A 21,937-nucleotide genomic window follows, 5' to 3' on the forward strand; every position below is an offset into this window, starting at 1 on the left:
CTATCCTGGAAGGCTTTGCTCGCAGGGAAGACAGGAAGCCGACCATGGGCCACATCGACGTATCGGGCGTCTCGTACGCGCTCGCCGACGGGCGACCTCTGCTGGACGACGTGTCGTTCCGGGTCGGGGACGGGAGCGTCTCCGCGCTGATCGGAGCGAACGGCGCGGGCAAGTCGACGCTGCTGCGGATCATCCGGGGCGAGCTCCGACCCGACAGCGGCGGGGTCGTCATCGACGGCGGCCTGGGGGTCATGGACCAGTTCGTCGGGCACGTGCGCGACGACCGCACGGTGCGCGACCTCCTGGTTCTCGTGGCGCCCGCGGCGGTCCGGCGGGCGGCTGAGGCGCTCGCGGCGGCGGAGGACGCACTCATCGAGCGCGACGAGACGGCGACGCAGATGCGCTACGCGACGGCGCTCACCGACTACGCCGATGCCGGCGGCTACGACCAGGAGGTCGTCTGGGACCACTGCACGATGGCCGCCCTCGGCGTCCCCTTCGAGCGCGCCCAGTACCGGAGCGTGCGCTCGCTCTCCGGCGGCGAGCAGAAGCGGCTCGTGCTGGAGGCCCTGCTGCGCGGGCCGGAGCAGGTGCTCCTCCTCGACGAGCCCGACAACTACCTCGATGTGCCGGCCAAGCGCTGGCTCGAGGAGCAGCTGCGCGCCACGCCCAAGACGGTGCTGCTGGTCTCGCACGACCGGGAGCTGCTGGCGCGGGCCGCTGACCGCATCGTCACGCTGGAGCTCGGAGGGGCAGGGAACACCACCTGGACCCACGGCGGCGGCTTCGGCGGTTACCACGAAGCCCGCGAGGAGCGGATGGCCCGGCTCGAGGAGCTCCGCCGGCGCTGGGACGAGGAGCAGGCCAAGCTGAAGGCGCTGGTGCTGCGCTTCAAGGAGAAGGCCAAGTACAACAGCGACCTGGCGTCCGCGTACCAGGCCGCCCAGACGCGACTGGCGAAGTTCGAGGCGGCGGGTCCGCCGCAGGAGCGGCCGCGCGAGCAGAACGTGCGCATGCGCCTCACCGGTGCCCGCACGGGCCGACGCGTGATCGAGTGCGACGACCTTGAGCTGACCGGTCTGATGCGCCCGTTCGACCTGGAGGTGTGGTTCGGTGAGCGCATCGCCGTGCTCGGCTCGAACGGTTCGGGCAAGTCTCACTTCCTCCGCTTGCTGGCGGCGGGCGGCACCGACCCCGACCCGTCAGCCGGCCACCTGGCGTCGGCCGAAATCGCCGGCACCCCCGTACCGCACACGGGCGTCGCGAAACTGGGCGCCCGGGTCGCTCCCGGCCTGTTCGCGCAGGCGCACGAGCACCCCGAGCTGGTGGGGAGGACCCTGCTCGACATCCTGCACCGCGGCGACGACCGGCGAGCGGGCATGCCGCGCGAGGCCGCGAGCCGGGTGCTCGACCGCTACGGCCTCGCCGCGTCGGCCGAGCAGACCTTCGAGTCGCTGTCGGGCGGCCAGCAGGCGCGCCTCCAGATCCTGCTGCTGGAGCTGTCGGGCGCGACCCTGCTGCTGCTCGACGAGCCGACCGACAACCTCGACCTCGTCTCGGCGGAGGCCCTGGAGGACGGCCTGGCCGGCTATGAGGGCACCGTCGTCGCCGTCACCCACGACCGCTGGTTCGCCCGCGGCTTCGACCGCTACCTGGTTTTCGGCTCCGACGGGGTCGTCTACGAGGCGGACGAGCCGGTGTGGGACGAGGCGCGCGTGGCGCGGGTGCGGTGACCGAGAAGAGTAGCGGAGTGAGCATGCCATGGCCCAAGTAGTCGTCTACGCGAAGCGCGCCACGATCGACGCGCACCGCCAGTCGCTGTCGGACGCGATCCACGGGGCGGTGATGAGCGCTCTGGCCTACCCGCCGGATAAGCGGTTCCAGCGGTTCATCGCACTGGACGATCCCGACTTCGTGTACCCCGCCGACCGCGGCGACGCGTACACGATCATCGAGATCTCGCTCTTCGACGGCCGCTCCGACGAGGCGAAGCGCTCGCTCATCACCAAACTGTTCGAGCGCATCCCCGCAGCGACGGGCATCGCGCCGCACAGCATCGAGATCACGCTGACGGAGACGCCGAAGGTGAACTGGGGGATCCGCGGCGTCAACGCCGCCGACCTCGCGCTGGACTACCGCGTCGACGTGTGAGCCCCACCGAGGGGCACGTAGTTGTCCCTTTCGCGCGCCGAAGGGGACAACAACGTGCCCCTCGAGGCAGGGGGAAGCGTCACCGCAGCCGTGCCACCCGCTGCACCGCCTCCGTCAGCACCTCCGGCGAGCACGCCAGGTTGACGCGCACGAAGCCGCGGCCCTCGCGGCCGAAGGCCGGGCCGCTCGCGAAGGCGACGCGCGCCCGTTCCAGGATGTGCGCGGCCGGGTCGTCGCCCCAGCCGAGCGCCCGCAGGTCCACCCAGGCCAGGTAGCTCGCGTGCGGTTCCCGGTACCCGGCTTCTGGCAGGTGCTCGGCGAGCAGGCGCGTGAGCAGGGCTCGGTTGGCCTCGATGGCGTCGAGCGCGCCCTTCAACCACGGGACGCCCTCCCGGTAGGCCGCCTCCGTCGCGATGCGGCCGAACAGGCTGGTCCGCTCCTCGATCTCGATCGGGAGGGCGCGCACGCGCTCGATCATCTCGGCTCCCGTCGCGACGAAGAAGGCGCACTTGAGGCCGGCGAGGTTCCAGGCCTTGCTCGCGGCGTGCGCCGCGACGCCGACGCGGCGGGCGTCGTCGGAGACCGACAGGAACGGGGTGAACCGGGCGTCGCGGTGCGTGAGCGAGGCGTGCACCTCGTCGCTCACGACGTGCGCCCCGTACCGCGCGGCGAGCGACGCGACAGCGGCCAGGTGCTCGGGAGGGTGCACCAGCCCGAGCGGGTTGTGCGGGTTGCAGAGCAGCAGGGCGCGGGCACCGCCCGCGAACGCCGCTTCGATGCCGGCCAGATCGAGGGACCAGCCCGGCGCACCGGCACCGCCGCCGAGCAGCGGGACCGCCTCGACGACACCGCCTGCCTCGGGGATGTACGAGAAGAAGGGCGGATACACGGGAGGTGTGATCACCACGCGGTCGCCCGGCGCGATCAGACGGCGCAACGCCTCCACGACGACCACCCCGATGTCGGTCGAGGTGCGCACCCCCGCCTCGTCGACCTCCCAGCCCCAGGTGTCGCGCGCGTAGGCGGCGAACGCCGTCTCCAGGCCGCGCTCCGGGCCGACGTAGCCGGTGTCGCTGCGGTCGATCGCCGCGTGCAGGGCCGCCGCGATCGGCGGGGCCAGCGGATAGTCCATCTCGGCCACGAACAGCGGCAGGACGTCGTCGGGATACGTCGTCCACTTCTCGCTTCTGCGCTGGCGGAGGCGGGCGAGAGGCTCTGCTTCGACGGTCACCCTGCCTACTCTGCCAGTGCCGCGCCATAGACTGAACCTGTGAGTATGGAGATTGAGATCGGGCGCGCCAAGCGCGCACGCCGCGTGTACGCCTTCGACGACGTCGCGGTGGTGCCCAGCCGTCGCACCCGTGATCCCGAGGACGTCTCGGTCGCCTGGACCATCGACGCGTACCAGTTCTCCATCCCGTTCCTCGCCGCACCGATGGACTCCGTCGTCTCGCCGACGACCGCGATCATGATGGGCCAGCTCGGCGGCCTCGGCGTCCTCGACCTCGAGGGCGTCTGGACCCGCTACGAAGACCCGGAGCCGCTGCTCGCCGAGATCCGCGACCTCCCGGCCGACAAGGCGACGCGGCGCATGCAGGAGATCTACGCAGAGCCGATCAAGCCCGAGCTGGTCACCCGGAGGCTCGCCGAGATCCGGGAGGGCGGGGTCACCGTCGCAGGGGCGCTCTCCCCGCAGCGCACCCAGGAGCTGTACGAGACGGTGGTCGCGGCCGGTGTCGACCTCTTCGTGATCCGCGGCACGACGGTCTCGGCCGAGCACGTGTCCAAGAGCGTCGAACCCCTCAACCTCAAGAAGTTCATCTACGAGCTCGACGTGCCGGTGATCGTCGGAGGCGCCGCCACCTACACCGCGGCCCTGCACCTGATGCGCACGGGTGCGGCCGGAGTGCTCGTCGGTTTCGGCGGGGGAGCGGCCTCCACCACGCGGTCCACCCTCGGCATCCACGCGCCGATGGCCACCGCTGTGGCCGACGTCGCCGGCGCACGGCGCGACTACATGGACGAGTCGGGCGGCCGCTACGTGCACGTCATCGCCGACGGCGGCCTCGGCAGCTCCGGCGACATCGTCAAGGCGATCGCCTGCGGCGCCGACGCCGTCATGCTGGGCACGACCCTCGCCCGCGCGACCGACGCCCCCGGAGGCGGCTGGCACTGGGGCGCGGAGGCCCACCACCAGCTGCTGCCGCGCGGCAACCGCGTCGAGGTCGGCCAGATCGCTCCGCTCGAAGAGATCCTGTACGGTCCCGCACCCGTGGCCGAGGGAACTGCGAATCTCGTGGGGGCCTTGCGCCGGAGCATGGCAACGACGGGATACTCGGATCTGAAGGAGTTCCAGCGCGTCGAAGTGGTCGTCGCGCCGTACCAGACGCACTAAGGTCCCGGCCGAAGGCGGCCGGGGGAGGAGGAAACGATGGCGACGACATCCCCGTCCGGCTCCACTGGTCTGTCTTCGGAGGCAGACGCCGTGGCAGTGTCCTACCCCTCACGGCTCGGCCCGGCCGAGCGTGCCGCCGCGATCCAGGCCCTCAAGGACACCGAGCTCGACATCCTCGTGGTCGGCGGCGGCATCGTCGGCACCGGCGCGGCCGTCGACGCGGTCACCCGCGGGCTCAGCGTGGGGCTCGTGGAGGCCCGCGACTTCGCGTCGGGAACCTCCAGCAGATCCTCCAAGCTGGTGCACGGCGGCATCCGCTACCTCGAGCAGCTCGACTTCGGCCTGGTGCGGGAGGCGCTCATCGAGCGCGGGCTGCTGCTGCAGCGCATCGCCCCGCACCTTGTCAAGCCCGTGCGCTTCCTCTACCCGCTGCACAAGCGGGTCTTCGAGCGGTTCTACATCGGCGCGGGAATGATGCTGTACGACATCTTCTCGTACACGGGAGGCCGCCCGCCCGGGGTTCCCCACCACCGGCACCTCAGCAGGCGGCAGGTGCTGAAGGCCATTCCGAGCATGGCCCCCGACGCACTGGTCGGCGGAATCACGTACTACGACGCGCAGGTCGACGACGCCCGCTACACCGCCACTCTCGCCCGGACGGCGGCACACTACGGCGCCCACGTGGCGTCGCGGGTGCGGGTGGAGGGCTTCCTCAAGGTCGGCGAGCGGGTCGTCGGGGTGCAGGCGCACGACCAGGAGACCGGGGAGCGCTTCGAGATCCGCGCCAAGCAGGTCGTCAACGCCACCGGCGTCTGGACCGACGACACCCAGGCGATGGTGGGCGAGCGCGGCCAGTTCAAAGTGCGCGCATCCAAGGGCATCCACCTCGTGGTCCCACGCGACCGGTTCCAGTCGAAGATGGGCCTGATCCTGCGCACAGAGAAGAGCGTGCTCTTCGTCATCCCGTGGGGTCGGCACTGGCTCATCGGCACGACCGACACCGACTGGCACCTCGACAAGGCGCACCCGGCCGCGACCGCCGCCGACATCGACTACCTGCTCGCCCACGTCAACCAGGTGCTCAACGTGCCGCTGACCCGGGAGGACGTCGAAGGGGTCTACGCGGGGCTGCGTCCGCTGCTCGCCGGCGAGTCGGAGGAGACCTCCAAGCTGTCGCGCGAGCACCTCGTCGCGCACTCCGTTCCGGGGCTCGTGGTGATCGCCGGCGGCAAGTGGACGACCTACCGGGTGATGGCGAAGGACGCGATCGACGCGGCCGTCGACGCGCTCGACGGCAAGATCCCGGCGAGCACGACCATGGAGATCCCCCTGGTGGGCGCGGAGGGCTACCAGGCGGCCTGGAACCGGCGCGGCAGGATCGCGCGGGAGTCCGGCCTCCACCCCGCACGCGTCGAGCACCTGCTCAACCGCTACGGCACCCTGACGGAGGACATCCTCGCCCTCGTGCGCAACGATCCGTCGCTGGCGAAGCCGCTGCCGGGCGCCGACGACTACATCGGCGCGGAGGTCGTGTACGCGGCCAGTCACGAGGGCGCCCTGCACCTGGAGGACGTGCTCGCCCGCCGCACGCGGATCTCGATCGAGGCGTGGGACCGGGGTGTCTCCGCTGCTCCGGTCGCGGCCTCGCTGATGGCCGGCGTGCTGGGCTGGGATTCCGCTCGCGAGGAGCGCGAAGTGCAGACCTATCTGAAGCGCGTGGCCGCCGAGCGGGAGAGCCAGCTGCAGCCGGACGACGCCTCGGCCGACCGGGTGCGTCTGGAGGCCCCCGACATCGTCGATGTCGACGCGGCGGCGGCGAAGGCGGCAGCGGTCACGCGCACAGCGACCCCGGCCGCGGCCACGGCGCGGGCTTCGCGTGCGAAGGCCGCGGGCACGCCTCGGCCCGATGCGGCGGAGCCGCCGAAGGAGGGGTGAGGCGCGCCCGGCCGCCGGCCGGGCCGATGCCGGTGGGTGACCACCCGGTGTCATACATATCGACCCTCGCTTATCAGACGTTGTTGAACGATCGAAAAGAGTTCGAAATCTCCCTCCGGTAGACTGGAAACCAGTGCCCGCGACGGATGGAGACGGATAAATGGTTGACGTTCGACGGGTAAAACTGCCCGGAGTCGGGGTGTTGCACACCTTCGTCACGGACGACGGGGGCAAGGTCGGCGTCATCGCGCACCGCTCCGGGCACAGCGACCTGGTCACGTTCTCGGACCACGAAGACGGCGCCGACGTGACGAAGGTCTCGCTGCGCCTCAACGAAGACGAGGCGCACACGCTCGCCGAGCTCCTCGGCGGCACTCAGATCACCGAGTCGCTCACCGCGCTCGACCAGATGCCGGGCCTCAGCATCGACTGGTTCAGCGTCGACTACGAGGACTACATCGCCGGCCAGCAGCTCGGCGCCCCGGCCGATCGCGGCTTCGTCGGCCTGACCGTCGTCGCCGTGGTGCGCGGGGACTCCGCGAACCCGGCGCCGGCTCCCGACTTCAAGGTCTTCCCCGGCGATACCCTCGTGGTCGCAGGCACCCCAGAGAAGGTCGCCAAGGCCTTCGCGTTCTTCCGCACGGGCGAGACCGCCGTCCGCGCCACCGCCGACGCGCCGCCGGGAGGCTGATCCATGCATCTCGGAGAAGACCTCATCATTCTCGGCATCCTGCTGCTCGTCGCGTACGTGCTTGGGCGCCTCGGCAAGCTGGTGGGTCTTCCCGCGATCCCCATCTACATGCTCGTCGGCCTGCTGGCCAGCCCGCACACCGGCTGGTTCCCGCTGAGCTTCGAGAGCAACTACATCGAGCTCATCGCGATCTTCGGGCTCATCCTGCTGCTGTTCAATCTCGGCCTGGAGTTCGACCAGGACGAGTTCTTCGGCAACTTCGGCAAGCTCGTCGTCTCCGGCGGCTCCTACATCCTCATCAACATGGGCGTCGGGCTCGCGTTCGGCTTCTGGGTCGGCTGGGGCACGCGTGAGGCGCTGATCATCGCCGGGATGACGGCGACGTCGTCGTCCGCGATCGTGACCAAACTGCTCATCGAGCTGCGGCGTCTGCCCAACACCGAGACGCCGATGATCCTCGGCGTCACCGTGGTGGAGGACATCTTCATCGCGATCTACCTCGCCATCGTGTCGGTGGTGCTGAGCGGCGAGACGGAGCTCTGGCCGGTCGTCGGCAAGCTCACCGTGGCCTTCCTGTTCCTCGTGGTGATGTTCACCCTCGCGAGGTTCGGCGGGAGGTATGCCTCCCGGCTGTTCCGAACCAAGGACGACGAGCTCTTCACGATCCTGTTCTTCGGCCTGGCCGTGCTGTTCGCGGGGATCGGCGAGATCCTCGGGGTCACCGACGCGATCGGCGCCTTCCTCATCGGGTTGGTGCTCGGCGCGACGAAGTTCCGCAACAAGATCGAGCACATCGCCATCCCGTTGCGCGACGTGTTCGCCGCCTTCTTCTTCCTCAACTTCGGGCTCGAGCTCGACCCGGCGAAGTTCCCGTCCGTGCTCGGTCCCGTGCTGATAGCGGTCGCCATGACGATCGTGCTGAACATCCTCGCCGGCCAGTTCGTCGCGTGGATCAACGGCTTCGGCCCGCAGGCGGGAATCAACACCACGGTCATCCTCCAGAACCGCGGCGAGTTCGCGCTCATCCTGGCCACGCTGTCGATCAGTGCCGGGCTCGACCCGCGGATCGTGCCGTTCGCGGGCCTCTACGTGCTCATCATGGCCGTGCTCGGTCCGATCCTTGCAGCGAACTCCGAGAAGATCGGTGCGATGATTCTCCGGTCCGGATCGTCCAAACGGCGCGACCGGCGGAAGAAGCGCGATCCCATGCTCGACGAAGAGATCGCACTCGTCGAGGCGGCGACCGCCGATCTCGACTCCGACACGCGCCGCGACGACAGGAGCGCGGGCGACACGCGCGAGGCTGTGGACCGGATCGTCGAGCAGGCCATGCAGCAGCAGGACACGACCGTCGACCGAAAGCGGGACTGACCCATCGACACCACCCCCGGCAGCCCGAGTGCCGGCACCCCGGCGCAGGCGGGCGAAACCACGATGCTTCAGATGATGCTGCGCCCCCGCTGGATCGGAGCGCTGATCTTCGCGCTCGCGCTCGCCGCGGGCTTCGCCGCCCTCGGCCAGTGGCAGCTGGAGCGTGCGATCGAGTCGGGCAAGGCGGTGGAGGCCCCCACCGAGACGGTGCTGCCGCTCATACAGGTGGCTCGACCCGGAGGTCCGCTCACCGACAAGGCGGTCGGCCAGCTCGTCGACTTCACGGGTACCGTGATCGCCGGCGACGACCAGCTGCTCCAGGACCGCCTCAACGACGGGAAGAGCGGGTGGTGGGTCGTCTCGCACGTGAACGTGGACGCCGGAGGCGGTCGAACGATCGCCCTCGCGGTCGCGCGGGGCTGGGCTCCGAACGAGGCGGCGGCGAAGGCTGCGATGACGAAGCTCGCGTCCCAGCCCGAGACGCCGGAGCGCATGGTGGCGCGGATCCTCCCCGACGAGCAGCCCCAGGTGCCGGACAAGAGCGACCCGATGGCCATGAAGAGCCTCGGCGTCGGCCAGCTCTACAACCTCTGGACGGGCGTGGACGGCATGGACGTCTACAACGCCTACGCCGTCGAGCAGACGCCCCCGGCCGGGCTGGTGAAGATCGACTCGCCCCCGCCGATCCAGCAGACCGAGCTGAACTGGCTCAACGTCTTCTACGCGGCCGAGTGGATCATCTTCGCCGGCTTCGCGATCTTCCTCTGGTACCGGCTCGTGCGCGACGCCAAGCAGCGCGAAGACGAGGAGCGCGAGCTGGCGGCGGCCGCCGCGGACGCGGGCCCGGTGGACGGCGCCGGCGCCCGCGCCGGGAAAGTAGAATAGCCGTATGCCCCTCGCTCCCAAGCTCGAAGACTTCCCGAAGATCCGTGGGGCGCTGAAGTTCTACCAGGTGTTCGCCTACGTCACCGGCATCATGCTCCTGCTGCTCTGTGTGGAGATGGTCGTGAAGTACGGTCTCGGCTACCAGCTCTTCGCGTTCAGCAACTACGGCGCCCTCACCCTCGTTCCGGTGAAGACCGCAGTCGCACCGACCGGGGTCGACCTGAGCACGGGCATCCTGATCGCGCACGGCTGGCTCTACGTCGTGTACCTCTTCTCCGATTTCCGCCTGTGGAGTCTGATGCGCTGGCCGTTCACGAAGTTCGTGCTGATCGCCCTCGGTGGCGTCGTGCCGTTCCTCTCGTTCTTCGTGGAGGCCAGGATCACCAAGCAGGTCAAGACCTATCTGGCCGGCCGAGAGGCCGAGGCAGCGACATTCGTGGAGGCCACAAATTAGCACCGACGCAGCGTTCTCGGACATCCTCGGAGGGGCCGACTCGGCCGCACCGTCCGGACCCGTCCTCGTCGTCGACTTCGGCGCCCAGTACGCCCAGCTGATCGCACGTCGCGTGCGCGAGGCGAACGTGTACTCCGAGATCGTGCCGCACACGGTCACGGCGGCCGAGGTTGCCGCCAAGCACCCCGCGGGCATCGTGCTCTCGGGAGGCCCGTCGAGCGTGTACGAAGACGGCGCACCCCAGCTCGACGAGGCGATCTTCGAGCTCGGCGTGCCGGTGCTCGGAATCTGCTACGGCTTCCAGATCATGGCCACCGCCCTCGGCGGCGAGGTCGCCAAGACCGGTCGCCGCGAGTACGGTTCAACGGCCGTGCGCGTCTCGGACGCCGCCATCGGCGGGGCGGGCAGCATCCTCGACGGTCAGCCCGAGCAGCAGACCGCGTGGATGAGCCACGGCGATTCGGTGTCGCGCGCCCCGGAGGGCTTCGAGGTGCTCGCCACCACCGACGACACCCCGGTCGCCGCGTTCGCCAACGAGGAGCGCAAGCTCTACGGCGTGCAGTGGCACCCCGAGGTCAAGCACTCGCAGTACGGCCAGGCCGTGCTCGAGAACTTCCTGCACCGCGCGGCGGGCATCCCCGGCGACTGGAACAGCGGCAACGTGATCGCCGATCAGGTGGCCGCGATCCGCGCCCAGGTCGGCAGCGGACGCGTGCTGTGCGCCCTGTCCGGCGGTGTCGACTCCGCCGTCGCGGCCGCGCTCGTGCACAAGGCGGTCGGCGACCAGCTCGTCTGCGTCTTCGTCGACCACGGCCTGCTGCGCAAGGACGAAGCGCGCCAGGTCGAGGAGGACTACGTCGCCGCCACCGGCGTGCGGCTGGTCACCGTGAACGCGCAGGAGCAGTTCCTGACCGCGCTCGCGGGCGTCTCCGACCCCGAGACCAAGCGCAAGATCATCGGCCGCGAGTTCATCCGCGTGTTCGAGAAGGCCCAGGCCGACCTGATCGCCGAGGCGGCGAACGACGGCGACCCGATCCGCTTCCTGGTGCAGGGCACCCTCTACCCCGACGTGGTGGAGTCGGGCGGCGGCACGGGCACGGCCAACATCAAGAGCCACCACAACGTCGGCGGACTCCCGGAGGACCTCCAGTTCGAGCTCGTCGAGCCGCTGCGCACCCTGTTCAAAGACGAGGTGCGCGCGATCGGCCGCGAGCTGGGCCTGCCGGAGGTCATCGTCGGCCGCCAGCCGTTCCCGGGCCCTGGCCTGGGCATCCGCATCGTCGGCGAAGTGACGCAGGAACGTCTCGACCTCCTGCGCGACGCCGACGCGATCGTCCGTGCCGAGCTGACCGCGGCCGGCCTCGACGCCGAGATCTGGCAGTGCCCGGTCGTGTTGCTGGCCGACGTGCGCTCCGTGGGCGTGCAGGGTGACGGCCGAACCTACGGTCACCCGATCGTGCTGCGCCCGGTCTCCAGCGAGGACGCCATGACGGCCGACTGGACGCGCTTGCCGTACGATCTGCTGGCCACGATCTCCAACCGCATCACCAACGAGGTGGACGGCGTCAACCGCGTCGTGCTCGACGTCACGTCGAAGCCGCCGGGAACGATCGAATGGGAGTGACGCTCCCGTAGACGCGAGAAGGGCCGGGATGCGGATGCATCCCGGCCCTTCTGCGTGTGGCGACTAGTTGCGCGAGATCGCGAGGAGTCGCAGGATCTCCAGGTACAGCCAGATGACGGTGACCATGATGCCGAACGCACCCGACCAGCCGTAGATACGCGGTGCGCGGTTCTTGACGCCGCGCTGGATGAAGTCGAAGTCGAGCACGAGCGAATACGCGCCCATGATGACGACCAGCACGCCGATCACGACGCCGAGCGGGACGCCGAAGAGCTTGACGTCGCTGCTCAGTCCGAACGCGCTGTGGGTCACGCCCGTCCAGACGAGGATGACGTTGATGAGCGAGTACGCCAGGTAGCCGAACATGGCGATCAGGAAGATCTTGGTCGCCTTGGCCGAGGCGCGGATCTTGCCCGACGCGAAGAGCGCCAGCGTGACGCCGACGACCGCGAGGGTTCCGATGACCGCCTGGATGACGATGCCGGGATAGATCGACTCGAACACCGCCGAGATTCCGCCCACGAAGATGCCCTGCACGCCGGCGTAGCTCAGGATGAGCGCCGGGGACGGCTTCTTCTTGAAGATGTTGACCAGCGCCAGCACGAAGCCGACGATCGCCGCCGGGATGTAGAGCCCGGGGACCATCCAGCCGACGACGGCGCCGGCGACCAACAGGGCGAACGAGATCGCGCTCTTATTGATGGTGTCTTCGACCGTCATCCGGTCGGTGTCGGCGGACGTGGCGGACGGCGCCTGGTACATCTGCTCGAGGTTCTCGGCGCTCGGAGCGACGGCCGTCGCGGTCTGGCCGTTGTTCTGGAACGCCGGGTTCGTCGAGAACGCCGGGTTGTTGAGTGCCATGGGTTCCTCGCTTTGTCGGGGACCGCTTAGGGTCTCGGTTCGTCCAACCTATCGGTTTGTTTTCTGAGACTTCTGACAGATTGCCATGAATCCAATGCGATCGCGCCCCAGCGCGCGAGCCAGGCCGACGCCACGATCACCACGGAGCTCACCAGGATCGTGATCCAGCCCTGCTCGTACGTGCTGACGAAGTTCGGCAGCACGAGGCTCGAGGCGATCGGGAGCGCCAGCACGGCGAAGGTGGGGAGCGGGCGCAGGCGCACCAGCAGCCAGGCCGCCAGCATGATGGCGTAGCACCAGGCGAAGCCGGATCCTCCGAGCATCAGCCAGGTGAAGCCCAGCACGGGGACGACGACCGCGACGCGGCGGCCGATGGTGGAGGGCAGAACGGCCCAGCCCGCCGGCTGCATCAGCGAGCCGACGAGCAGGAACGGCAGGCTGTACGCCGTCGTCACGAGGATGCACGCGGTTCCGACCACGATCATCGCGAGCCCGGCGATCCACCTCGCGCGGTAGCTGCCCCAGTGCAGGTCGAGGTCGCGCGTCGGCTCGTGCCAGACGTGGGGGTGCTCTGCGGCCTCCTGCAGCGGTCCGGAGGTCGTCGGCGCACGGGTGGGGAGGCCGTCGGGATCGGGCACACCCTGATTGTGTCACCTCGTTTCGACGGACGGGTGAATCGGGTCGACGTGCATCGGATCGTTTCGACCTCCCGGCTAGGATCGCCACATGCGTGCCCGCTCGACTCCGTCTGTGATCGGTCACAGAGGCGCGCCCGGCTATCGCCCCGAGCACACCAGGTCTTCCTACGAACTGGCGTTCGCGCTCGGCGCCGACGCGGTCGAGCCCGACATCGTCGCCACGAAGGACGGCGTGCTGGTGGTGCGCCACGAGAACGAGATCTCGGGGACGACCAATGTCGCCGATCACCCCGAGTTCGCCGACCGCCGCACCACGAAAGAGGTGGACGGCGTGGCGCTGACCGGGTGGTTCACTGAGGACTTCACGTGGAGCGAGCTCTCGGTGCTGCGGGCGAGGGAACGCCTCCCGCAGCTGCGTCAGGCCAGTGCCACGTTCGACGACCGGTACCCGATCCTGCGGCTGTCCGACGTGCTGGAGGTCGTCGACTCTGCCTCCGATGCGGCGAGCCGAGCGCTCGGCCTCGTCGCCGAGCTCAAGCACGCCACCTACTTCGAGGCCGCGGGGCTCCCGCTCGACGAGCTCTTCGTCGACACGCTCGCCGACACCGGCTGGAGCGATCACCCTGGCCTCGTCGTCGAGAGCTTCGAGAAGACCGTGCTCGGGCGGTTGAGCGTGCGCGGCTTCCGCGGGCGGCGCGTGTACCTGGTGGAGGCGGAGGGCGCGCCGGCCGATCGGGTCGCAGCGCTCGGCGCCGCCGCGCCCGGCTACGCGTCCGACGTGACCCTCCGCGGGCTGTACGCGCTCGGCTCCGCGGCGTCGCCTGCCGACCGGGTGGACGGGATCAGCGTCGACGTGGGGCAGATCCTGCACTCCGGCTCCGTGTCCATCGGACTGTTCGGCGAGGACGAAGGAGGAGTGGACATCGGCGCTGTGACGTCCGACCTGGTCGACCTCGCGCACTCGGCAGGCCTCTCGGTGTACTGCTGGACGCTGCGCCCAGAGAACGGCATGCTTCCCCGGGAGTTCCGCAGCGGCGGCCGCGACGACGAGTGGGGCGACTGGAGGCGGTTGTACGCCATCCTGCTGCACTCGGGGGTGGACGGCGTCTTCGCGGATCACCCCGACCTGGCCGTCGCCGTGCGCGACGGCCGCTGACCGGAGACTGCTGACCCGGATCCTGCCGCGCGAGCGTGCTGGGTCGCGAGCGCATTCGGACGCGAGCGTATTGGGTCGCGAGTCGCGAGCACGCCCGGTAGCGATGGCTCTCGGCCGCGATGACGGTGGCGGCGGCTAAAATGGCTGAAGACATGACGAGCCTTCCCGACGCCCCTCCTCCCACCTCCGCCGCACCCTCCTCTGTGCCGATCATCCTCGACGGCTGGGAGGGCGACGAGCGCTCGGGTGGCGGTTCGGCGACCGGCGGTCGCGGCGGGCACGCGCCCTCCGATCGGCTGTTCGCCGGGCTCAACCCGCAGCAGCGTGAGGCTGCGGAGTACCGCGGAGCCGCGTTGCTCATCGTGGCGGGCGCGGGGTCGGGCAAGACGAGCGTGCTCACCCGGCGGATCGCCGGTCTCATCGAGAGCCGGGAGGCGTGGCCGAGCGAGATCCTCGCGATCACGTTCACCAACAAGGCGGCGAACGAGATGCGCGAGCGCGTCGAGCAGTTGCTCGGCGGCCGTGCGCAGGGCATGTGGATCTCGACGTTCCACTCTGCGTGCGTGCGGATCCTCCGCCGCGAGGCCGAGACGATCGGCAAGACGCAGAGCTTCACGATCTACGACTCGGGTGACACCCGTGCCCTGCTCAAGCGGATCATCAAGGAGCTCGACGCCGACACCCTCGGCTTCACCGTGGCGGGCACGTCCGGCCGCATCTCCAAGCTCAAGAACGAGCTCACCGACATCGAGACCTTCGCGCGCTCGGCCAATCTGAGCGACCCGCAGGAGGTGATGTTCCTCGAGATCTTCCGGCAGTACACGCGCGCCCTCCGCCGGGCGAACGCGTTCGACTTCGACGACCTCATCGCCGAGACGGTGTTCCTGTTCCGGGCCTTCCCGAAGGTGGCGGCGCTCTACCAGACGCGGTTCCGGCACATCCTGGTCGACGAGTACCAAGACACCAACCACGCCCAGTACTCCCTCATCCGCGAACTGACGATGCCGGTCTCGCCCGACATCGCCGAAGAGATGGAGCAGCACGGGCGCAACGTCGCGAAGCTGCGCGACGTCGTCGGCGCCATCCCCGGTGCCTCGCTCACGGTCGTCGGCGACTCCGACCAGTCGATCTACGCGTTCCGCGGCGCCGACATCCGCAACATCGTGGAGTTCGAACGCGACTTCCCCGGTGCCAAGGTGGTGTTGCTGGAGCAGAACTACCGGTCGACGCAGAACATCCTGAGCGCCGCGAACGCGGTCATCGCCAACAACTTCGACCGCAAAGACAAGAAGCTGTGGACGGCGGTCGGCGACGGCGACAAGATCGTCGGCTACACCGGGTACTCGGGCCACGACGAAGCGCAGTTCGTCGCCGACGAGATCGAGAAGCTCCACGCCGCGGGCATGGACTACAAAGACATCGCGGTCTTCTACCGCACCAACGCCCAGACCCGTGCGCTCGAGGAGATCTTCATCCGCTCCGCTCTGCCGTACAAGGTGATGGGCGGCACCAAGTTCTACGAGCGTGCCGAGATCAAGGATTCGATGGCGTACCTGATCACGGTCGCCAACCCCGACGACACGCTGGCTCTGCGCCGCATCCTGAACACCCCGAAGCGCGGCATCGGGCCGGCGACGGAGACGCAGCTCGCAAGCTACGCGGAGGACAACGGGTTCACGTTCCGGGACGCGATGCGCGACGCAGCCTCGCTGGGCCTCGGCCCCAAGGTCACGGGCGCCATTCTGCAGCTCTCCGCCCTGCTCGACGAGGCGGCGGCGAAGATCGACCCGGCGAACCCGGCGGGCGTGGCCTCCGTCGCCGACGTGCTGACCTTCCTGCTCGACGGCAGCGGCTACCTCGAGGTGCTGCGCAACAGCCGCGATCCTCAGGACGAGGCGCGCGCAGAGAATGTGGACGAGCTCGTGGCGGTGACCCGCGAGTTCGCGCGGAACAACCCGGACGGCACGCTCGTGGACTTCCTCACCGAGGTGTCCCTGGTCGCGGCGGCCGACGAGATCGACGATTCGAGCGGTTCGGTCTCGCTGATGACGCTGCACACGGCCAAGGGCCTGGAGTACGACGCAGTGTTCCTCACCGGCATCGAGGAGGACCTGCTCCCGCACCGGATGTCGGCCAACGAGCCGGGAGGCCCGGCCGAGGAGCGTCGGCTGTTCTACGTCGGCATCACGCGGGCGAAGAAGCGCCTGTTCCTGTCTCTGGCGATGACCAGAGCGCAGTTCGGCGAGACCGCTGTCGCGATGCCCAGCAGGTACCTCCAGGAGATCCCTGCCGACCTGATCGACTGGAAGCAGTCTCCCGGCGCCGCGAACGGCCGAGGCGGCTCGCAATCGCGGGCGCTCAACGCGCGTCGGCCGGGCCTCGGCGGCGGCACGGCCGGGCGGTGGAACGAGAGCTACCCCGTCGGCGGCAGCGCCCCCGCGGAACGCCCGAAGGCCGAGTGGCCGAACCGGGTGACGGGCAAGGTGCGCGACAACGGCGACCTCGAGCTGGCTCCCGGCGACCGCATCCGGCACGCGGACTTCGGGGAGGGCAGGGTCACGAACGTGACCGGCGAGGGAGCCAAGCGCGTCGCCCACGTGCAGTTCGAGAAGGTGGGGGCGAAGAAGCTCCTCATCAAGATCGCGCCGATCGACAAGCTGTGACGCGCCGGGCCGCGGGGGCACGGCGGTGAGGCAGCGCCTGGCGACGATGAGCGTCGAGGTCGGCTTCCGGGCGGCGGCCGCTGTCGCGGTTCCATTGCTCATCCTGTTGGCCCTCGGTCGTCTGGACCTCGCCGCGTACGCGACGTTCGGCGCCTTCACCGCTCTCTACGGCCGCAACGAGCCGTACCGCCTGCGACTGCGCAGCGTGACGATCGCGGCGGTCGCGATGCTGGTGAGCATCTCGCTCGGTGTGATCGTCGCGGTCGCGGGCGAACCGCTCTGGCTCGTGACCGTTCTGCTCGTGCTGATCGTCGTCGCCGGGACGCTGCTCGCGACCGCGTTCCAGCTCCTGCCGACGCAACCGTTGTTCTTCGTCTTCGCGCTGCTCGTCTGCGCAGCGGTGCCGACGCCCGCGCAGGACGCACTCCCGCGGATCGGGCTGGCAGCGGCCGTGGCGGCGTTCTCGTGGCTGCTCACGCTGTCGGGGTGGGTCGTGCGCCGCTGGGCGGGCGATCGGGCCGCGCGGACGGGCGCGGTGCTGCTCAAGAAGCTGCATCGGCGTCCCGGTGTCGACACGACGGTCTTCCGCGACGGGCGCGTCTGGCTCACGGCCGCGCAGAACGCGATCGGCGTGCTGATCGCGGGAGGCCTCGCGCTGACGTTGGGACTGGGTCACGCCTACTGGGCTGTCGTGAGCCTCGTCGCCGTCATCCCTCCGGCGCGCGGGGCGCATTCGATCTCGCGGTCCCTCCACCGGATCCTGGGCACCGTCGGCGGAGTCGCGGTCGCCGCCGCCGTGCTGTTCTGGTCTCCTCCTGCCGGTGTGGTGATCGTGGTGATCGTCGTCTGCCAGTTCTTCGCGGAGATGCTCGTCGGGCGGCACTACGGCTACGCCCTGCTGTTCATCACGCCCATGGCGCTGGCGGTCTCGCACCTCGCCGCACCGGCGCCGCTCGGCCCGCTGCTCTTCGACCGCGTCATCGAGACCGTGCTAGGCGCCGGCGTGGGCATCGCGCTCGTGCTGCTCGCGCGAGCGCTGGAGCGGAGTCGTCGTCTCCCTCGCTGAACGGGCTTCGGTTTTCGATCGAGGGTCGATCTAACCGGCGGGGTCGTCGGCCGTCTCCTGTGCGTGTTCCTGTGCGTGCCGATCCGGGAGGCCGGGGAGGGCTTCGAGGTCGAACAGTCGCGTGTATGCCCCGATGTTGGGGTCGACGACCGGTTCGATCGTCAGTACATCGGTGCCGACCGCGATCGCGTACCCGAGCTCCATGGTCGCCGCGGCGCCGAGGTATCCGTCGATGTTGGCCAGGACGAGGAAGTCCGCCCTCCGGACGAGCGAGAAAATCCGATCCTGCACCTGTCGAGGGGTGCGGTCTTCGTCGCTTTCGAGCAGCGCGAAGCTCTCGCCCGGATTGACGATCTGGTCGCTTTCGGGCGCGAGAACCTGCACTCCGCGGTCTTCGAGGGCGGACTTGACGGAGAGGATCTGCGCGAAATGGCGGCGATAGGAGCCGATGATGAGCGTCGTGGTTGGCACACCCCAGTGAATCACCGGCGGGCGGTCTCGCCGAGGGGCGGCGCGGTTCAGCGTCCGGAGGCCGTCAATGTGTACGGCTGTGCCCGGTCCACGAACGAGGGATGAACGAGCGCGTTGGATGGGCCACCCCTTCCTTCGGCGCGCGCCGCCAACAGGTCCAAGCACAGGGATGCGACCCGCGCGAGGTTCTGGTCCACGCTCGAGAATCCGAGGAGGGCGGCAGTTCGAGAGTTGTCGAAGCCGGCCACCCGGAGCCCCGCCCTTCGCTCATCCGCCGCGGCCTTCATGGCGCCGACGGCCAGGGTGTCGCTTGCGCAGACGAGCGCTTCCAGCTCGGGCACCCGGCGCAGGAGCTCCCGTACTGCAGCAGTGGCATGCTCGGCGTCGTCCGGGCATGCCTGCACGAGAGTGCTCAACGTCTCCGCGCCCAGGCCGCCACGCTCGACCATCGCGGCCTCCCAGCCTGAGCGTCGGTCGACTCCCGTTCCCGAGGAGTACGTCCAGTCCAGGTACCCGATACGCGTCATCCCGGCGTCGAGGAATGACCTGGTGGCATCGTATGTTCCCTGCCGCCCGTCGACGTCGACCCACAGGACGGGAGCAGCGCTCACGGTGCCGTCCGGCATCCAGGGCCGCCCGAAGAGAACGCAGGGGATTTCGTGTTCGATCATCCAGGACACACGCGGATCGCCCGGGAAGGTGGAGGTCACGATGAGCCAGTCGGCGTCCCTCGCCTCCAGAAGCTCCCGGATCGTCCGGAGCTCGCGATCGGGCTGGTCCGCTGTGTAGGCGAGTGCCCGCATGCCTCGTGCCGAGACCTCGTCGATCGTGGCATGGATGAAGCGGTCGAGGAGGGATCCAGTGCCTTCGTCCCAGTTGGCGTCGAATCGGATCGCGACCGTGGCGGGGCGCCCCGTCCGCAGTCGTTTAGCGGATGCGTTCGGGCGGTAGTTCAAACGGGCGATCGCGTCGTGCACCCGCTCCTTCGTGCTCTCCGCCACCCGCTCGGGGGCGTTCAACACATTGGAGACCGTCTGGTGCGAGACGCCGGCAGCGTGCGCGACCTCGCCGATGGTCGTCGGCCGGGACCCCTCGTGGCTCATCTTCGGCAGTCTATTCCGGCTGTCGCGCGTGGTTTCGCGCACGGGGCGCGTCCGCCGCCTCCCGCTGCAACCGCCGCAGGGAGACGTCGCGCGGGCGGTGTCGCACTGCGGCGGGGAGGTGCGGGTAGACAGCCGCGGTCCACCGCATGCGCCGGTCGAACCTGCGCTCGAGACGGTCGTCCCACGGCAGCGCGAACAGTCCGCGAACGCTGGGAGGCAACAGTCCCGTCGTGACGAGGCGCCACGACGGAAGCGCGATCCTCGACCATGCCGGCACACCGGACGGGTGGAGGATCTGCTCGGCGAGCCGACGTGTCGAATCGTTCACGGCGAGCTGCCGGAGCATCCCGTCCCAGTACCGCCCGAATGCGACCGTGTCGGCGGGCCACTCCTCCGGCCGGAGTTGGAGGTTGAGACCGAGCTGTCGGAAGTCCCGGTACACCCGTTCGCGAGACGCGTCGGCCAGCGGGCCGTACACCCGCTCGTTCAGGTCGATCATCGTCGAATAGAGGGTCGCGGAGACCCACAGCTGCAGTTCCGATTCGAACGCACTGTACGCGGGCAGGTCGCCGCTCCGGGGGGCGTGCACCGGGCCGTGCGCGCGGTTGACCTGCCTCCGAATCGTGTCGAAGGTCTCGGGAGACGCGAAGACCGCGCCGTACACGAAGATCATCGTGGAGTGGAACCTGTCCACGATCCGGGTGGCGAAGTCGCTGTGCTCGGCCACCCCGCGTCCCACTGCCGGGTGAGCGATCTGCAGCAGCAGCGCTCGGCCGGCGCCGGCGAGCGAGAGCGCTTCGCCGGCGATCGACCGGAGATCGGAGTGCCGCGCGGGCGGGGCGGTCATGCGACCATGATCCACCCGACCGGCCCGGCCGCGCGGCCCCGATCATGGGCGCAAGCTTCGGCGTACCGAGCGATGCGCTCCTCGGCGGGCGCAACCCGCGATCAGCGTCGACGCGATCCCGAGACCGACGAGGGTCGCGGCGAACGCAACGGACCCGGTCTCCGCACGATCCCCGGTCGCCGCAAGCTGGGTGCGCGGCGTCTCCGCAGGCGCAGAGACCAGCGTGATCTCGGAGGCGATGCCGAACGCCGACTGCCACGGCCGGATCCGCTCGGCGCCCGCGTCCGGCTCCACGGCTGCCGGATCGATGCGTTCCGTCCAGACGTAGTGCCCGGCCGCGGAGAGCGTGCACTCCGGCGTCTCGTACTCGCCCGTGCCGGTCACCGCCGTCTCGACGACGCACACCACGGGTGAGCCCTCGGGTACGGCGTCGGATTCGACGATCGGGTCGCTGAATGGCCCGTGGAGCGTGCTCTCGACGATCGCTTCGACGGGTTCGAACCCGTCGTCCGTCGCCCGCACACCCCACGACGGGAGCAGACCGTCGCCGGTGTCGACGGTCACGGTCAGGCGATCGTGCACGGTTGCGCCGGGCGCGGCGACCGCGGTGCTCGTCACCGTCGCGACCAGTGGCTGGAACGGCAATGGCGACGGCCCCGTCGCGGAGGCCTCCGCATCCGCCTCCGCTGTGGCGGGTACGGCGATGAGAACGGCCTGCGCGTCGTCGTGCGGCACGGCCACCAGCATGCGATCGCCGTAGGGGAGGGCGGAGAACTCCGCGTGAGCAGTCACTGTGATGCTGGTATCGGTTCCCGTCGGAGTGATCTCGACATCGGTGCCGTTCGGCAGCTCGGCCGTCGTGCTTCCGTCGTCGAACGAAGCGCCGCCGAGCGTCACACGAGCGAGGTGACTGCCGGGGGCGACGAGCTCCGAGCCGGCCGGTCGCACGACGGTGAGCTCCACGCGCACGCGTCCCGGACCGGTCTCCGCCAGTTCGACGACGGTGGCGGCCCTGACGGCGTTCGATCCGTGCCGCGCCGCCTCGTCCACCATCTCGTGGGCACGGGCGAGAACGTGCGGGGCGTCAGCTCCGGCGCGCGCTGCGACGTCCTCAGGCGTGTGCCCGTTGAGCCCGGCGACGAGCCAGGTCGCGATCTGACCGGCTGCCGCCGTCAGCTGGTCGTCGGTTCCCGCCCAGCTGCGCGAGATGTACGCGAGCGAAGCCGCTTGCTGCGGCGTGTACCACCCGAGTTCAGCGGCCTCGGCGTAGTCGAGGCCGTGGCCGGTCGGGCTCGGCTTGCCGGCGTTGAGGCAGAACCCCTGGCGGCCGTCGTCCATGCGATAGGTGCCGAGCCACCAGCCGTCGCTGGACAGATAGCCGGGTCCGTGTCCTGCGCCCGTGAGCGCCCGGGCATCGGGCGCGATCACGAGGGCCTGGAGCATGCCGAGGAAGACGGCGAGGCCGGCGAGGGCGAAGGCGGTCACGAAGGTCGAAATGCGATGTGTCATGCCCTCCACGGTCGCCGTCTCGGGCCCGGTCAGAGCCGGCCGCGACCGGATCAGTGGAGTACTCGCTCACGCCGCCGGCTGTGGAGGAGAAACGGATTCGGGCTGTTCAGTCGAACG

19 protein-coding genes are annotated in these 21,937 nt (G+C 69.6%); 12 read left to right on the forward strand and 7 right to left on the reverse strand.

Features of this window, described 5'->3' with window-relative positions; genetic code table 11:
• The first annotated feature begins 44 nt into the window (after positions 1-44).
• Positions 45-1,733 carry an ABC-F family ATP-binding cassette domain-containing protein gene (locus JNB50_RS16830; protein WP_208041312.1) on the forward strand — a complete coding sequence of 563 codons (1,689 nt, stop codon included), beginning with the start codon at positions 45-47 and terminating at the stop codon, positions 1,731-1,733.
• Between the two features lie 28 nt (positions 1,734-1,761).
• Entirely contained in the window at positions 1,762-2,151 is a 390-nt protein-coding gene (locus JNB50_RS16835; protein WP_208041313.1) for a tautomerase family protein, read from the forward strand.
• Between the two features lie 79 nt (positions 2,152-2,230).
• On the opposite strand, the gene JNB50_RS16840 is transcribed toward JNB50_RS16835, so the two are convergent.
• Positions 2,231-3,382, reverse strand: coding sequence for a MalY/PatB family protein (locus tag JNB50_RS16840; RefSeq protein ID WP_208041314.1), 1,152 nt, complete (start codon positions 3,380-3,382; stop codon positions 2,231-2,233).
• 45 nt (positions 3,383-3,427) lie between these two features.
• On the opposite strand from JNB50_RS16840, the gene JNB50_RS16845 reads away from it, so the two are divergent.
• From JNB50_RS16845 to guaA, 7 genes are all read left to right on the forward strand, one after another.
• Entirely contained in the window at positions 3,428-4,546 is a 1,119-nt protein-coding gene (locus tag JNB50_RS16845; RefSeq protein WP_208041360.1) for a GuaB3 family IMP dehydrogenase-related protein, read from the forward strand.
• A 36-nt stretch (positions 4,547-4,582) separates the two neighbouring features.
• Positions 4,583-6,481, forward strand: a complete 1,899-nt coding sequence (locus tag JNB50_RS16850; RefSeq protein ID WP_243768563.1) for a glycerol-3-phosphate dehydrogenase/oxidase — start codon at positions 4,583-4,585, stop codon at positions 6,479-6,481.
• A 160-nt stretch (positions 6,482-6,641) separates the two neighbouring features.
• The gene (locus JNB50_RS16855; protein ID WP_208041315.1) at positions 6,642-7,172 is read left to right on the forward strand and encodes a cation:proton antiporter regulatory subunit; all 531 of its coding nucleotides are present in this window, start codon (positions 6,642-6,644) and stop codon (positions 7,170-7,172) included.
• Positions 7,173-7,175: 3 nt separating this feature from the next.
• Complete coding sequence (locus JNB50_RS16860) at positions 7,176-8,543, forward strand: cation:proton antiporter (RefSeq protein WP_208041316.1); 1,368 nt, start codon at positions 7,176-7,178, stop codon at positions 8,541-8,543.
• 72 nt (positions 8,544-8,615) lie between these two features.
• Positions 8,616-9,428, forward strand: a complete 813-nt coding sequence (locus JNB50_RS16865) for an SURF1 family cytochrome oxidase biogenesis protein (protein WP_208041317.1) — start codon at positions 8,616-8,618, stop codon at positions 9,426-9,428.
• 4 nt (positions 9,429-9,432) lie between these two features.
• Positions 9,433-9,882, forward strand: coding sequence for a DUF3817 domain-containing protein (locus JNB50_RS16870; RefSeq protein WP_208041318.1), 450 nt, complete (start codon positions 9,433-9,435; stop codon positions 9,880-9,882).
• A 22-nt stretch (positions 9,883-9,904) separates the two neighbouring features.
• A complete protein-coding gene (gene guaA, locus JNB50_RS16875; protein WP_208041361.1) occupies positions 9,905-11,506 on the forward strand; it encodes a glutamine-hydrolyzing GMP synthase in 1,602 nt (533 codons plus the stop codon).
• Positions 11,507-11,569: 63 nt separating this feature from the next.
• Here guaA and JNB50_RS16880 read toward each other — a convergent pair whose 3' ends face one another.
• Together JNB50_RS16880 and JNB50_RS16885 are read right to left on the reverse strand one after the other, a co-directional pair.
• Complete coding sequence (locus tag JNB50_RS16880; RefSeq protein ID WP_208041319.1) at positions 11,570-12,367, reverse strand: Bax inhibitor-1/YccA family protein; 798 nt, start codon at positions 12,365-12,367, stop codon at positions 11,570-11,572.
• Between the two features lie 26 nt (positions 12,368-12,393).
• Positions 12,394-13,005, reverse strand: a complete 612-nt coding sequence (locus JNB50_RS16885; RefSeq protein WP_307794769.1) for a hypothetical protein — start codon at positions 13,003-13,005, stop codon at positions 12,394-12,396.
• 88 nt (positions 13,006-13,093) lie between these two features.
• On the opposite strand from JNB50_RS16885, the gene JNB50_RS16890 reads away from it, so the two are divergent.
• From JNB50_RS16890 to JNB50_RS16900, 3 genes are all read left to right on the forward strand, one after another.
• Positions 13,094-14,161, forward strand: coding sequence for a glycerophosphodiester phosphodiesterase family protein (locus JNB50_RS16890; protein ID WP_208041320.1), 1,068 nt, complete (start codon positions 13,094-13,096; stop codon positions 14,159-14,161).
• 152 nt (positions 14,162-14,313) lie between these two features.
• The gene (locus tag JNB50_RS16895; protein WP_208041321.1) at positions 14,314-16,824 is read left to right on the forward strand and encodes an ATP-dependent helicase; all 2,511 of its coding nucleotides are present in this window, start codon (positions 14,314-14,316) and stop codon (positions 16,822-16,824) included.
• Between the two features lie 46 nt (positions 16,825-16,870).
• Positions 16,871-17,890 carry an FUSC family protein gene (locus JNB50_RS16900; RefSeq protein ID WP_208041322.1) on the forward strand — a complete coding sequence of 340 codons (1,020 nt, stop codon included), beginning with the start codon at positions 16,871-16,873 and terminating at the stop codon, positions 17,888-17,890.
• A gap of 30 nt (positions 17,891-17,920) precedes the next feature.
• Here the strand turns inward: JNB50_RS16900 and JNB50_RS16905 are convergent, their stop codons facing one another.
• Genes JNB50_RS16905 through JNB50_RS16920 form a run of 4 tightly spaced genes read right to left on the reverse strand, consistent with a single transcriptional unit; the run spans position 17,921 to position 21,820 of the window.
• A complete protein-coding gene (locus JNB50_RS16905; RefSeq protein WP_208041323.1) occupies positions 17,921-18,361 on the reverse strand; it encodes a hypothetical protein in 441 nt (146 codons plus the stop codon).
• 47 nt (positions 18,362-18,408) lie between these two features.
• Positions 18,409-19,464 carry a LacI family DNA-binding transcriptional regulator gene (locus JNB50_RS16910; RefSeq protein WP_208041324.1) on the reverse strand — a complete coding sequence of 352 codons (1,056 nt, stop codon included), beginning with the start codon at positions 19,462-19,464 and terminating at the stop codon, positions 18,409-18,411.
• 10 nt (positions 19,465-19,474) lie between these two features.
• Entirely contained in the window at positions 19,475-20,311 is an 837-nt protein-coding gene (locus JNB50_RS16915; protein ID WP_208041325.1) for an oxygenase MpaB family protein, read from the reverse strand.
• 42 nt (positions 20,312-20,353) lie between these two features.
• Positions 20,354-21,820: a hypothetical protein gene (locus JNB50_RS16920; RefSeq protein WP_208041326.1), complete on the reverse strand. Its 1,467-nt coding sequence runs from the start codon at positions 21,818-21,820 to the stop codon at positions 20,354-20,356.
• Between the last annotated feature and the right edge of the window lie 117 nt (positions 21,821-21,937).

The organism is Leifsonia sp. TF02-11, assembly GCF_017565305.1.
In the GTDB taxonomy this organism is placed as follows: domain Bacteria; phylum Actinomycetota; class Actinomycetes; order Actinomycetales; family Microbacteriaceae; genus Leifsonia.

What these genes read in the sequence shown, in the direction of transcription:
- JNB50_RS16830 (WP_208041312.1), top strand. Translation starts at nt 45, where the DNA reads ATGGGCCACATCGACGTATCGGGCGTCTCGTACGCGCTCGCCGACGGG.
- JNB50_RS16835 (WP_208041313.1), top strand. Translation starts at nt 1,762, where the DNA reads ATGGCCCAAGTAGTCGTCTACGCGAAGCGCGCCACGATCGACGCGCAC.
- JNB50_RS16845 (WP_208041360.1), top strand. Translation starts at nt 3,428, where the DNA reads ATGGAGATTGAGATCGGGCGCGCCAAGCGCGCACGCCGCGTGTACGCC.
- JNB50_RS16850 (WP_243768563.1), top strand. Translation starts at nt 4,583, where the DNA reads ATGGCGACGACATCCCCGTCCGGCTCCACTGGTCTGTCTTCGGAGGCA.
- JNB50_RS16855 (WP_208041315.1), top strand. Translation starts at nt 6,642, where the DNA reads ATGGTTGACGTTCGACGGGTAAAACTGCCCGGAGTCGGGGTGTTGCAC.
- JNB50_RS16860 (WP_208041316.1), top strand. Translation starts at nt 7,176, where the DNA reads ATGCATCTCGGAGAAGACCTCATCATTCTCGGCATCCTGCTGCTCGTC.
- JNB50_RS16865 (WP_208041317.1), top strand. Translation starts at nt 8,616, where the DNA reads ATGATGCTGCGCCCCCGCTGGATCGGAGCGCTGATCTTCGCGCTCGCG.
- JNB50_RS16870 (WP_208041318.1), top strand. Translation starts at nt 9,433, where the DNA reads ATGCCCCTCGCTCCCAAGCTCGAAGACTTCCCGAAGATCCGTGGGGCG.
- JNB50_RS16880 (WP_208041319.1), bottom strand. Translation starts at nt 12,367, where the DNA reads ATGGCACTCAACAACCCGGCGTTCTCGACGAACCCGGCGTTCCAGAAC.
- JNB50_RS16890 (WP_208041320.1), top strand. Translation starts at nt 13,094, where the DNA reads ATGCGTGCCCGCTCGACTCCGTCTGTGATCGGTCACAGAGGCGCGCCC.
- JNB50_RS16895 (WP_208041321.1), top strand. Translation starts at nt 14,314, where the DNA reads ATGACGAGCCTTCCCGACGCCCCTCCTCCCACCTCCGCCGCACCCTCC.
- JNB50_RS16900 (WP_208041322.1), top strand. Translation starts at nt 16,871, where the DNA reads ATGAGCGTCGAGGTCGGCTTCCGGGCGGCGGCCGCTGTCGCGGTTCCA.
- JNB50_RS16910 (WP_208041324.1), bottom strand. Translation starts at nt 19,464, where the DNA reads ATGAGCCACGAGGGGTCCCGGCCGACGACCATCGGCGAGGTCGCGCAC.
- JNB50_RS16915 (WP_208041325.1), bottom strand. Translation starts at nt 20,311, where the DNA reads ATGACCGCCCCGCCCGCGCGGCACTCCGATCTCCGGTCGATCGCCGGC.
- JNB50_RS16920 (WP_208041326.1), bottom strand. Translation starts at nt 21,820, where the DNA reads ATGACACATCGCATTTCGACCTTCGTGACCGCCTTCGCCCTCGCCGGC.